Origin of the sequence: Shinella sp. WSC3-e (assembly GCF_945994535.1) — a bacterium.
Lineage (GTDB): Bacteria > Pseudomonadota > Alphaproteobacteria > Rhizobiales > Rhizobiaceae > Shinella > Shinella yambaruensis.
Genome location: NZ_OZ000530.1, coordinates 4,230,885 through 4,242,830 on the forward strand (window position 1 = coordinate 4,230,885; position 11,946 = coordinate 4,242,830).

General features: G+C 64.8%; 13 protein-coding genes. 6 read left to right on the top strand and 7 right to left on the bottom strand.

Annotated features, from left to right (window positions below; genetic code table 11):
• The first annotated feature begins 14 nt into the window (after nt 1–14).
• The 3 genes from AABF56_RS20750 (at nt 15) to dnaA (ending at nt 3,672) form a co-directional block, all read left to right on the top strand.
• Nucleotides 15–788, top strand: a complete 774-nt coding sequence (locus AABF56_RS20750) for an enoyl-CoA hydratase (RefSeq protein WP_244767229.1) — start codon at nt 15–17, stop codon at nt 786–788.
• Nucleotides 789–978: 190 nt separating this feature from the next.
• The gene (gene rpsT, locus AABF56_RS20755) at nt 979–1,245 is read left to right on the top strand and encodes a 30S ribosomal protein S20 (RefSeq protein ID WP_023514010.1); all 267 of its coding nucleotides are present in this window, start codon (nt 979–981) and stop codon (nt 1,243–1,245) included.
• A 972-nt stretch (nt 1,246–2,217) separates the two neighbouring features.
• Complete coding sequence (gene dnaA / locus AABF56_RS20760) at nt 2,218–3,672, top strand: chromosomal replication initiator protein DnaA (RefSeq protein ID WP_272804215.1); 1,455 nt, start codon at nt 2,218–2,220, stop codon at nt 3,670–3,672.
• A gap of 45 nt (nt 3,673–3,717) precedes the next feature.
• On the opposite strand, the gene gcvA is transcribed toward dnaA, so the two are convergent.
• The gene (gene gcvA, locus AABF56_RS20765) at nt 3,718–4,614 is read right to left on the bottom strand and encodes a transcriptional regulator GcvA (RefSeq protein WP_272804216.1); all 897 of its coding nucleotides are present in this window, start codon (nt 4,612–4,614) and stop codon (nt 3,718–3,720) included.
• 136 nt (nt 4,615–4,750) lie between these two features.
• Here gcvA and AABF56_RS20770 point away from each other — a divergent pair, with 136 nt between their 5' ends.
• Complete coding sequence (locus AABF56_RS20770; RefSeq protein ID WP_272804217.1) at nt 4,751–5,692, top strand: DMT family transporter; 942 nt, start codon at nt 4,751–4,753, stop codon at nt 5,690–5,692.
• On the opposite strand, the gene hemW is transcribed toward AABF56_RS20770, so the two are convergent.
• Genes hemW through rph form a run of 4 tightly spaced genes read right to left on the bottom strand, consistent with a single transcriptional unit; the run spans nt 5,693 to nt 8,692 of the window.
• On the bottom strand, nt 5,693–6,886 hold the full coding sequence (gene hemW, locus AABF56_RS20775) for a radical SAM family heme chaperone HemW (RefSeq protein ID WP_272804218.1): 1,194 nt from the start codon (nt 6,884–6,886) through the stop codon (nt 5,693–5,695).
• Between the two features lie 6 nt (nt 6,887–6,892).
• Nucleotides 6,893–7,537: an RdgB/HAM1 family non-canonical purine NTP pyrophosphatase gene (gene rdgB, locus AABF56_RS20780; RefSeq protein ID WP_272804219.1), complete on the bottom strand. Its 645-nt coding sequence runs from the start codon at nt 7,535–7,537 to the stop codon at nt 6,893–6,895.
• Nucleotides 7,538–7,545: 8 nt separating this feature from the next.
• A complete protein-coding gene (locus tag AABF56_RS20785) occupies nt 7,546–7,962 on the bottom strand; it encodes a VOC family protein (RefSeq protein WP_272804220.1) in 417 nt (138 codons plus the stop codon).
• Between the two features lie 13 nt (nt 7,963–7,975).
• Complete coding sequence (gene rph, locus AABF56_RS20790) at nt 7,976–8,692, bottom strand: ribonuclease PH (protein ID WP_244767236.1); 717 nt, start codon at nt 8,690–8,692, stop codon at nt 7,976–7,978.
• A gap of 193 nt (nt 8,693–8,885) precedes the next feature.
• On the opposite strand from rph, the gene hrcA reads away from it, so the two are divergent.
• Both hrcA and grpE read left to right on the top strand, forming a co-directional pair.
• On the top strand, nt 8,886–9,962 hold the full coding sequence (hrcA, locus tag AABF56_RS20795; RefSeq protein ID WP_244767237.1) for a heat-inducible transcriptional repressor HrcA: 1,077 nt from the start codon (nt 8,886–8,888) through the stop codon (nt 9,960–9,962).
• Nucleotides 9,963–10,054: 92 nt separating this feature from the next.
• Nucleotides 10,055–10,678 (top strand): nucleotide exchange factor GrpE, encoded by a 624-nt coding sequence (gene grpE, locus AABF56_RS20800; RefSeq protein ID WP_272804221.1) that lies wholly within the window; start codon nt 10,055–10,057, stop codon nt 10,676–10,678.
• Between the two features lie 73 nt (nt 10,679–10,751).
• Here the strand turns inward: grpE and ptsN are convergent, their stop codons facing one another.
• Nucleotides 10,752–11,216, bottom strand: coding sequence for a PTS IIA-like nitrogen regulatory protein PtsN (gene ptsN, locus AABF56_RS20805; protein ID WP_023516844.1), 465 nt, complete (start codon nt 11,214–11,216; stop codon nt 10,752–10,754).
• 73 nt (nt 11,217–11,289) lie between these two features.
• Complete coding sequence (hpf, locus tag AABF56_RS20810; RefSeq protein ID WP_244767239.1) at nt 11,290–11,865, bottom strand: ribosome hibernation-promoting factor, HPF/YfiA family; 576 nt, start codon at nt 11,863–11,865, stop codon at nt 11,290–11,292.
• Nucleotides 11,866–11,946: the final 81 nt, after the last annotated feature.

Sequence of the window (11,946 nt, forward strand, 5' to 3'; positions counted from 1 at the left end):
CAGAGGAGAGAACCATGGCCTATGAAACCCTGCTGGTGGAGACGCGCGGACGCGTCGGCCTCGTCACGCTCAACCGGCCGCAGGCGCTGAATGCGCTGAACCGCAAGCTGCTCGACGAGCTGAAGAGCGTGCTCGCCGCCTTCGAGGCGGACGCCGGCATCGGCGCCATCGTCCTCACCGGCTCGGAAAAGGCCTTTGCCGCCGGCGCCGACATCAAGGAGATGCAGCCCTACGGCTTTGCCGACGCCATGATGGAAGATCTTGCCGCCGGCTGGGACGACGTGGCGGCCTGCCGCAAGCCGATGATCGCCGCCGTCAGCGGCTTTGCGCTCGGCGGCGGCTGCGAGGTCGCCATGATGTGCGATTTCATCATCGCCTCGGAAACGGCGAAGTTCGGCCAGCCGGAGATCACCCTCGGCATCATTCCCGGCATGGGCGGCACGCAGCGCCTGACGCGCGCCCTCGGCAAGGCGAAGGCGATGGACCTCATCCTCACCGGCCGGCTGATGGACGCGGCGGAAGCCGAACGCGCCGGCCTCGTCGCCCGCGTGGTCGCGCCCGAAAGGCTGCTGGAGGAGGCGCTGGCCGCGGCGGAAAAGATCGCCGGCTATTCCCTGCCCGCCACCATGCTGGCGAAGGAGGCGGTGGGACGCGCCTACGAGACCGTCCTTGCCGAGGGCATGCGCGCCGAGCGCCGGCTGTTCCATGCGCTCTTCGCCACCGAGGACCAGAAGGAGGGCATGGCGGCCTTCATCGAGAAGCGCAAGCCGGCCTTCCGGCATCGCTAGTCCGCCGGGCGGCGTTTCTTGCAGAATCCGCGTTGACGTCGTCGTGGTTTCCCGCTATACGCCGCCCACAGTTTGGAAAGCCGAATTCCAAGGTTTTCCGATATTGCTCCCGAATTGCTTTGATGACAGGTCGCAGTGACCCGGCACGGCGAGGGTGGAGTTTGTGTCAGATTTCTGAAGAGAGGCATAAATGGCCAATACAACCTCGGCAAAGAAGGCGACCCGCAAGATCGCCGCGCGCACCGCAGTCAACAAGTCGCGCCGCTCGCGCGTCCGCAACTTCATCCGCAAGGTCGAAGAGGCCATCGCCTCCGGCGACCAGGCTTCGGCCGCCGCCGCTCTGAAGGCTGCCCAGCCGGAACTGATGCGCGCTGCCACCAAGGGCGTGCTCCATTCCAATACAGCATCCCGCAAGGTCTCGCGTCTGGCGAACCGCGTGAAGACGATGTCGGCCTGATAGCCCCATCGAGCTATGCAATATTAGGAAAAGCCCGGCGCTTGCGCCGGGCTTTTTCTTTGGTTTTTCGAACCTGCCATGGTTAATGTGCAAGGCTTGATCGTGTCAAAAGAGTGACGAAGAAAATCCTTTAAATTCAGTTACTTGCAGGAGGTTGGGTGACATCCTCCCCCCTTTCGTTGCGGGAGTTTGACAGCAATCTGAGTCAAGCGAATTTTTATTTTTTTCGTTTTTCAAGCCTTCCGAAAAGGACCCGAAAACAAAGCCATTGATTCCTAACAGATTCTCCTTTGGGCCCCTGATTCCGAGTCAGGAACGGGCTTGCGAGTCAACGGCCGCCCCTTAATTTTGCGTAAAATTCGTGATTGATCTTGGTGCCTGATCCTGCCTAAATGCTTTCCACAGGGGGCGCGGACACAGCCTTAAAATGATCGCCGACAAGACTGCTTCAAAAGGCAGCGGTGGTTGTTTGTCCCTTGTGACGGAGCGGCTCCGCTTCGTAAAATCATCCAACCGGCAACGCTTGCCCCAGGTGCCTCACCGCACACTGGCAAGGGTTTTGTGACTTTCGATTGCGCCGGTTGAGGAGGCCGTGAGGACGGCCGGATGATAGGGCATGCCCGCCGTACGCTCGACGAGGGAGTGAGCGGCGCGGCCACAGGCGGGACTTGATGATCCGGTATGACAACGGATCCGATGGACCCGAATTGTGTTTGAGAAACGGGATCGGGCCGAATGTAGGGGGTCGGTACGATCGGGGCACCATGTTCCGGACCGGGCGATGGCTCGGCGCGGTCGGGAGATGGCAAACATGAAAGGCGCCGGCAGGAATGCCGACGTGGCGAAGGAAGCATGAAAGGCGGCAAGATGCAGATGAATACGGCCAGAACGGCTGGTGCATTCGCAAACGGGGAAAATGCACTTAAAACGCTCCCGCAAGAAGGGGCGCAGGCGGCGGGGGTTCCATCCGATATGAAGCAGGACGCGATTTTCGAGCGGGTCAGTGCGCGCCTTAAAGCGCAGGTTGGCCCGGACGTCTTCGCGAGCTGGTTCGGTCGGCTGAAGGTCCATTCCGTTTCCAAGAGCGTCGTGCGCCTGTCGGTGCCGACGACGTTCCTGAAGTCCTGGATCAACAATCGTTATCTCGATCTCATCACCAGCCTGTTCCAGCAGGAGGATGCCGAAATCCTCAAGGTGGAGATCCTGGTGCGAACCGCAACCCGCGGCGCCCGCACCGGCGTCGCCGAGGAGGCGGCGGCCACCGAGCCCGCAGCACCGCAGGCGCAGCCGCGCCGCGCCGCGAGCGGTCCGCAGCCCGTCGCCAGCGCAGCGGTATCGGTTGCCGCTTCGGCCCAGCCGCGCGTGCAGCAGCCGTCCGGCCCGCTCTTCGGCTCGCCGCTCGACCAGCGCTATACGTTCGACGCCTTCGTCGAGGGCACGTCGAACCGCGTCGCCCTTGCCGCTGCCCGCACGATCGCGGAAGCCGGCGCCGGCGCCGTGCGCTTCAACCCGCTCTTCGTCCATTCCAGCGTCGGCCTCGGCAAGACGCACCTTCTCCAGGCGATCGCGCTCGGCGCGCTGGCAAGCGCCCGCAACCCGCGCGTCGTCTATCTGACGGCCGAATACTTCATGTGGCGCTTTGCGACCGCGATCCGCGACAATGATGCGCTCTCCCTCAAGGAGACGCTGCGCAACATCGATCTCCTGATCATCGACGACATGCAGTTCCTGCAGGGCAATTCGATCCAGAACGAATTCTGCCACCTGCTCAACATGCTGCTCGATTCCGCCAGGCAGGTCGTGGTCGCCGCCGACCGCGCGCCGTGGGAGCTGGAATCGCTCGATCCGCGGGTGCGCTCGCGCCTGCAGGGCGGCGTCGCCATCGAGATGGAAGCGCCGGACTACGAAATGCGCCTCGAAATCCTCAAGCGCCGGCTCGCCGCCGCGCAGCAGGAGGACGCTTCGCTCGATATCCCGGTCGATATCCTGAGCCATGTCGCGCGCAACATCACGGCGAGCGGCCGGGAACTGGAAGGCGCCTTCAACCAGCTGCTCTTCCGCCGCTCCTTCGAGCCGAACCTCACGATCGAGCGCGTCGACGAATTGCTCGGCCACCTCGTCGCCGCCGGCGAACCGCGCCGGGTGCGCATCGAGGACATCCAGCGCGTGGTGGCGAAGCACTACAACGTCTCGCGTCAGGAGCTGGTCTCGAACCGCCGCACGCGCGTCATCGTCAAGCCGCGGCAGATCGCGATGTACCTGTCGAAGACGCTGACGCCGCGCTCCTTCCCGGAGATCGGCCGTCGCTTCGGCGGACGCGACCACACGACGGTGCTGCACGCGGTGCGCAAGATCGAGGAACTGATCGCGGGCGACACCAAGCTCAGCCACGAGATCGAACTGCTGAAGCGGTTGATCAACGAATGATCATGGCGTTCATGCCGTGACGAAAAGGGGCCGGAAGGCTCCTTTTCAGTGTCCGCGCACCGCGCGCGCCTCTTCCGTCAGCCATTGCCGCAAAGCCGCGACCGCCGGCCGGTCCAGCGCGCCCGGCGGATAGACGATGTAATAGGCAAGCCCCGTCGCCACGCCGCGCGGGAAGGGGGCGATAAGCCGCCGCTCCTGGACCTCGCGTGCCACCAGCGAAAGCCGCGCCAGCGCCACGCCGTCACCGGCCTTGGCCGCCTCGATCGCGCCGTTGCTGTCGGTGAAGACGGGGCCGCGCTGCACGTCGATGCCGGCAACGCCCATCGCCTCCAGCCAGAGCCGCCAGTCCTGCCGGTGCACGTCGTGGATCAGCACATGGCCGGCAAGGTCCGCCGGCGCATCGAGCGGGATCTTCTCCTTGAGGGCAGGCGCGATGACGGGCATCAGGTCGTCGTCGAGCAGCCTTTCGCTGACAAGGCCCTCGTAGCGGCCGAAGCCGTGGCGGATCGCGATATCGACGCCGTCGCGGGCAAAGTCGACGAGGCGGTTGGAGGCACTGATACGGATGTCGGCGCCGGGCAGGCGCTCCTCGAATTTCGGCAGGCGCGGCACGAGCCACTGTGCGGCGAAGGTCGGCGTGCAACTGATTGCCAGCGTCGCGGGGGATTTTGCCCGGGCCAGCAATTCGTCGGTCGCCTCGCGCATCATGCGGAAGGCCGAGCGCATCGCCTTGAAGTAGCCCTCGCCATTCTCCGTCAACCTGATCTGCCGCGGCCGGCGCTCGAAGAGCTGCACGCCGAGCGATTGCTCCAGCTCGCGGATCTGCAGGCTGACGGCGCCCGGCGTGACATTGAGCTCGCCGGCGGCGAGCGTGACGCTCAGGTGTCGCGCCGCCGCTTCGAAGGCGCGCAGGCCGGAAAGGGAGGGGAGGCGGCCGTTCATGATTTAGTTTTCCTCGCTGAAGAGCCGAAATATGATCGTTTGTACGGCATGAAAATCCGCGAAATTATAGCGCGAAAGCCGGATTTTGACATCCGGGCACTGCGACAGGTTTAGAAAATTTCGCAAGGAGATTCCCATGGCCAACCGTAGCATGACCGCAGGCGAATGGGGCCTGCTCATCGCGCTCTCGCTTCTCTGGGGCGGTTCGTTCCTCTTCAACGGCATCCTGGTGCGCGAGTTGCCGACGCTCACCATCGTCACCGCCCGCGTCGGCCTTGCCGCCCTCGCGCTCTGGACGGTCGTGCGCCTTGCCGGCCATGCCGTTCCGCGCAGCAGGGAAGTCTGGCTCGCCTTCCTCGGCATGGGCGTGCTCAACAACATCATCCCGTTCTCGCTGATCGTCTGGGGCCAGACGCACATCGCGAGCGGCCTCGCCTCCATCCTCAACGCCACCACGCCGCTCTTTGCCGTCATCGCCGCCCATCTGCTGACGACGGACGAGAAGATGACGGGCGGACGGCTCGTCGGCGTCCTCGTCGGCTTTCTCGGCGTAGCGCTGATGATCGGCCCCTCGGTCCTCTCCGATCTCGGCGCCAACCTCCTGGCGCAGCTTGCCGTGCTCGGCGGCGCCGTCTCCTATTCGATCGCCGGCATCTTCGGCCGCCGCTTCCGCCGCCTGGGCCTGCCGCCGCTGCTGCCGGCCGCAGGGCAGGTGACGGCCTCCGCCGTGCTGATGCTGCCCGTCGCGCTGGTCGTCGACCGCCCATGGACGCTCGCCATGCCCTCGGCGCAGACCTGGATGGCCCTGTTCGGCCTCGCCTTCCTCGCCACCGCGCTCGCCTATGTCATCTTCTTCCGCATTCTCGCCACGGCGGGTGCGACGAACCTGATGCTCGTGACCTTCCTCATCCCCGTCAGCGCCATCCTGCTCGGCGCGCTGGTTCTCGGCGAGGTGCTGGCGCCGAAGCATTTTGCCGGCATGGCGCTGATCGCCGTCGGCCTTGCGGCCATCGACGGGCGTCTCCTGCGCATGGTGATGGAAAAGCGCCGGCCGCTCGGCTCGGATGCCGGCGGCTGATCAGCAGGCGAGGTCCGCGACGACGGCATCGAGGATCAGCATGCCGGCCGGCGTGCAGCGCAGCCGCGAATTGCCGAGCCGCTCGATGAAGCCGTGCTCGATGAGGAACTGTTCCCGGTCGGGATCCGGGTCGCGGCCGGAGAGGGTCTGCCAGCGGGCGAGATCGACGCCCTCCTTGAGGCGCAGGCCCATCAGCAGCAGTTCGTCCGCCTGTGCCTCGCGCTCCAGAAGCTCCTGGTCGATCATGCCGTGGCCTTCCGCCTCGACCCGTTCCAGCCAGGCTTCCGGCTTGCGCTCCGTGGCGGTGGCGATCTTCGCGCCGCCGGTCGTCAGGCGGCCATGCGCGCCGGGACCGATGCCGACATAGTCGCCATAGCGCCAATAGGTGAGGTTGTGGCGGCTCTCCGCGCCGGGGCGGGCGTGGTTGGAGACCTCGTAGGCCGGCATGTTTTCGCGCTCGGTGATTTCCTGCGTCGCCTCGTAGAGCACGGCGGACTGCTCCCCGTCAGGCACGACCAGCTTGCCGGCCTTGTGAAGGCCGTAGAAGGGCGTGCCCTCCTCGATGGTGAGCTGGTAGAGCGAGAGATGATCGACGGCGTAGGAGACGGCCTGCTTCAATTCGCGGTCCCAGTCCTCGACGGTCTGGTTCGGCCGGGCATAGATGAGGTCGAAGGACATGCGCGGAAAGATGTCGCGCGCGAGGCGGATCGCCTTCAGTGCGTCGGCAACGTCATGCAGCCGGCCGAGGAATTTGAGGTCCCGGTCGTTCAGCGCCTGAACGCCGAGCGAGACGCGGTTGACGCCGGCCGCGCGATAGCCGCGGAACCGTTCGGCCTCGACGCTGGAGGGGTTCGCCTCCATGGTGATCTCGATGCCGTCAGGCACATGCCAGTGGCGGGCGATGCCGTTGAGGATCGCATCCACCGTTTCCGGCGCCATCAGCGAGGGCGTGCCGCCGCCCATGAAGATGCTGGTGACGCTGCGCGAGCCGGTGAGCCGGCGCATCGTCGCCATTTCCTTCAGGAAGGCCTGCACGAAACGCGGCTGATCGACCGGCTGGTGGCGCACATGGCTGTTGAAGTCGCAATAGGGGCATTTGGCGGCACAGAACGGCCAGTGCACATAGATGCCGAAGCCGGGGTCGGAAAGGTCCGATCCCGTGCCCGGCCGGATGTCGAGGGGCACCGCCGTCATCGCGCCTCAGGCCTTCAGGCAGGTTTCGACGAAGCGCTTGAAGGCGCGGGCGCGGTGCGACAGCGCGGCCGCATCGCCCGGCTTCCAGCCGTGCTTTTCCTGCGCGCTCATCTCGCCGAAGGTCGTCTCGTAGCCGTCCGGCCGGAAGACCGGATCGTAGCCGAAACCCTGCGTGCCACGCGGCGGCCAGACGACGTGGCCTTCCACTTCGCCGCGGAAGAGTTCGGTATGGCCGTCCGGCCAGGCAAGGCAGAGCACGGAGACGAAGCGCGCCGTGCGGTCCTTCGCCTCGGTGGCGCCCTTCTCGGCAAGCGCCTTCTCCACCTTCTCCATGGCCATGGCAAAGTCGCGCGTGCCGTCTTCCTTTTCCGCCCAGTTCGCCGTGTAGACGCCCGGCGCGCCGTCGAGCGCGTCGATGACGAGGCCGGAATCGTCCGAAAGGGCGGGCAGGCCCGCGGCCTTCGCTGAGGCGAGCGCCTTGATCGTCGCGTTTTCCTCGAAGGTCGTGCCGGTCTCGTCCGGTTCCTCGAATTTCAGTTCGGCGGCGGACCTGGCGGAAAAGCCGAAGGGGCCGATCAGGTCCTCGATCTCGCGGATCTTCCCGGCATTGTGGCTGGCGACGACGATCGTCTTGGTGTCGAGCTTGCGCATGAAATTCCTCAAGCGATGTTCCAGAGGCCCGGTTCGGCGCATTCGAGGCTGTTGCCGGCGGGGTCGCGGAAATAGATGGAGCGGGCGCCGTTCGGCCAGCGGAAATCCGCTTCGATGGCGATGCCGGCTTCTTCGAGCTTTTTCACCCAGAAATCAAGCGCCGGGCCCGGCACGCGGAAACAGGCATGGCCCGGCCCCCTCGCGCCGTGCACCGGCACCGGAAAGGCCTGGGGCGGCGGCGGATGCACGGTCTCGGCCGGATTGAAGATCAGGAGAACGCCGGGGCCGCAGCGGAAGAAGACGTGGCGGTTCGCCTGCCGCGTGATCTTTTCCAATCCCAGGATGCCGCCATAGAAGGCTTCCGCCGCGTCGAGGTCGTCCGCGTAGAGCGCGGTTTCGAGAATGCCTTCGATCGCGGCGGTCATGGCGAAACCTGTCTCAGGCGATCGCCTGCTTCTGCAGGCCGACGAGGTCGGCGATGCCGGCGCGGGCGAGCGCCATCAGGCCGGAGAATTCCTCCTCCGTGAACGGCTTGCCCTCGGCGGTGCCCTGGATTTCGACGATGCCGCCCGAGCCGGTCATGACGAAATTGGCGTCGGTCTCGGCGGCGGAGTCTTCGAGATAGTCGAGGTCGATGACCGACTGGGCGGCGAAGATGCCGCAGGAGATCGCGGCGACATGGTCCTTCAGGACCTTCTCCACCTTGATCATGCTGCGGGCTTCCATCCATTTCAGGCAGTCGTGAAGGGCGATCCAGGCACCGGTGATGGACGCGGTGCGCGTGCCGCCGTCGGCCTGGATGACATCGCAGTCGACGGTGATCTGGCGTTCGCCGAGCGCTTCGAGATCGACGACGGCGCGCAGCGAGCGGCCGATGAGACGCTGGATCTCCTGCGTGCGGCCGCCCTGCTTGCCGGATGCCGCTTCGCGCCGCATGCGTTCGCCGGTGGCGCGCGGCAGCATGCCGTATTCGGCGGTCACCCAGCCCTTGCCGCTGTTGCGCAGCCACGGCGGCGTCTTTTCTTCCAGGCTCGCGGTGACGAGCACGTGCGTATCGCCGAACTTGACGAGACAGGAGCCTTCGGCATGTTTGGAAATGTTGCGCTCGAAGGAAACCTTGCGCATCTGGTCGGTTTTTCTGCCGGACGGCCGCATTGCGAACTCCTGTCTGAATTGTCTGGGAAGCTGCTTTAGACCAGATCGCCGGGCGAGGGAATGGTGGTGCGGCACGGCGCTTGCGTTTTGGCACCTTGCAGCGGGAAACCATGCCGGGAAAATCCGTTTTGCGCTGACCTTCGAAATCACTATATTCCTGTCGGATAACAGGGTTTGCAGCGGAAAGATGGTTTTGAAGAGATCTCCGGGTCCTGACAGTCAGGCGGCGCTCGACGAGCGTTCGGGCGAAATCTTCCGCCGCATCGTCGAGAGCTATCTGGAAAGCGGCGAGCCGCTCGGCTCGCGCAACCTGTCGCGCATCCTGCCCATGTCGCTCTCGCCGGCCTCGGTGCGCAACGTGATGAGCGACCTCGAGGAGCTCGGCCTCATCTATTCGCCGCATATCAGCGCCGGGCGGCTGCCGACGCAGCTTGGCCTGCGTTTCTTCGTCGATGCCTTCATGCAGGTGGGCAACATCTCGCCGGAGGACCGCGCCTCGATCGAGCGCCATGTGCGCCCGCACGGCCAGAAGCATACCGCCGTCGAGACCATGATGAACGAGGCGAGCCAGGCGCTGTCCGGCATGTCGCGCGGCGCGGGCCTCGTCATCACCACGAAGAACGACGCCGTGCTGAAGCATGTCGAGTTCATCCGGCTGGAGCCGACCAAGGCGCTGGTCGTGCTGGTCGGCGATCACGACCAGGTTGAGAACCGCATCATCGAACTGCCGGCCGGCGTCACCAGCTCGCAGCTCACGGAGGCCGCCAACTTCCTCAACGCCCATCTTGCCGGCAACACGCTCGTGGAAGCGCGCTCGCAGCTCGAACGGCTGCGCGGCGAAATCAGCAGCGAGCTGGACAAGCTGTCGCAGGATCTCGTCGAGCGGGGCCTTGCGGTCTGGTCCGGCGGCTTCGATGAGGGCAAGCCGACGCGGCTCATCGTGCGCGGCCGGGCGAACCTCTTGGAAGGCCTTGCCGGCGCCGAGGATATCGATCGCCTGCGCATGCTCTTCGACGACCTGGAGCGCAAGGACAGCCTGATCGAACTCTTGAACCTTGCCGAGACGGGCCCGGGCGTGCGCATCTTCATCGGCTCGGAGAACAAGCTCTTCTCGCTGTCCGGCTCCTCGCTCATCGTCGCGCCCTATCGCGACAGCGACGACAAGATCGTCGGGGCCGTCGGCGTCATCGGGCCGACGCGGCTCAACTATTCCCGGATCGTGCCCATGGTGGACTATACGGCCCAGCTGATCTCGCGGCTTTCGCGCTGAATGCCCGCAATCCGGGCATCGGCCCTTGATTTTTCGGGATCAAAGCTCGATATCGGGCCAAACCCCTTAAAAGATGCAATTCGGAGTACGTCATGACCGACGAGAGCAAGAAACACGGACCTGACGAAGCGGTAGAGAGCACCATCGCCGCCGACACATTCGCGCCGGAGGAGGCGACTGCCGAGGCGGCCGCCCCGGCGGAGCCGGATCCGGTCGATGCCCTGCGGGCCGAAAACGCCGAACTCAGGGACAAGTACCTGCGCCTCGCCGCCGAGATGGACAACCTGCGCCGGCGCACCGAGCGTGACGTGAAGGACGCCAAGTCCTATTCCGTCGCCGGTTTTGCCCGCGACATGCTGGCCGTGTCCGACAACCTGCGCCGCGCGCTGGATGCCATTCCGGCCGAAGCGCAGGCCGCCGAAGACACCGGCCTGAAGGCGCTGGCCGAGGGCGTGGAGATGACCGAGCGTTCCATGCTCGCAGCGCTCGAACGCCACGGCGTGCGCAAGCTTGACCCGATCGGCGAGAAGTTCGATCCGAACTTCCACCAGGCCATGTTCGAAGTGCCGAACCCGGACGTCGCCAACAACACGGTCGTGCAGGTCGTGCAGGACGGCTACGTCATCGGCGAGCGCGTGCTGCGCCCGGCCATGGTCGGCGTTTCCAAGGGTGGCCCGAAGGCGCCCGCCAGCGAGGCGAGCACCGCGCAGGCCTGATCGGCAGACGACAGGACAAAGAAAACCGGCGGTCGCAAAACCGCCGGTTTTTTCATGTGCATTCCATAAAACGCTAGGCCGCGTTCGATGCCTGCTCCTCGCTGAGGCAGGCATAGATGGCGCTCTCGCTGTCGGAGGCGCGCAGCTTTGCGACCATTGCCGGGTCGCGCAGCACGCGGGCGATGCGCGACAATGCCTTGAGGTGGTCCGCGCCGGCGCCTTCCGGGGCCAGAAGCAGGAAGACGAGGTCGACCGGCTGGTCGTCCAGCGCCTCGAAGTCCACGGGGGTTTCGAGCCTCGCGAAGAGACCGGTGATCTGCGAAAGCTCCTTCAGCTTGCCGTGCGGGATGGCGATGCCATTGCCCACGCCGGTCGAACCGAGCCGCTCGCGCTGAAGGATGACGTCGAAGATCTCACGTTCCGGAAGACCGGTGATCTTTGCCGCTTTTGTCGCCAGCTCCTGAAGCAGCTGCTTCTTGGAATTGGCCTTCATCGCCGGAATAATCGCACTCTGCTGCAGCAAACCTGCCAATGCCATGCTTTTGTCCTCGTGCGCTGGGTGAAGGGATTGAAGAAGCGTGGCGCCCGTCCCGGCGCCACGCTCCCGTCACTCAGCCTTTGATATTGGCTGCGTCGATCCAGCCAATATTGCCGTCGTTGCGTCGGTAGACGATATTGAGCTGCTCCGACCCGGCGCTGCGGAAGAGAAGGACCGGCTCGTCCGTCATGTCGAGCGCCATGACGGCGCTGGCGACGGACATGGTCCTGAGTTTCTTCGTGCTTTCCGCAACGATGGTCGGCGCGTAGTCCTCGGGAAGCTCGTCGTCTTCATCGGGGACCGAATCCATCACCGTGTAAGCCACTTCTGCAAAGGCATCATGACCATTGCCGTTGTGGTGATCCTTGAGCTTGCGCTTGTACCGACGCAGGCGCTTCTCGATCCGTTCGGAGGCCGATTGGAAGGCCGCCAGGGGATCGTTCGCTTCGCCATTCGCCTGCAAGGCCATGCCGGTATCGAGGTGCACCTTGCAATCGGCACTGAACCGCGACCCCGCTTTTTCCACGGTAACCTGGCTCGAATATCCTCCGTCGAAATATTTGGTTACGGCCTCTCCCACCTGCTCTTCAATACGCTGGCGGAAGCTGTCGCCGATTTCCATATGTTTTCCGGATACACGCACACTCATGGAGGTTTCCTCTCTTTCGTGATTTGCGTGCAACAGTCTATTCCAACCTTATCCACGTTCCAAGCTTTTCACGCATGCACT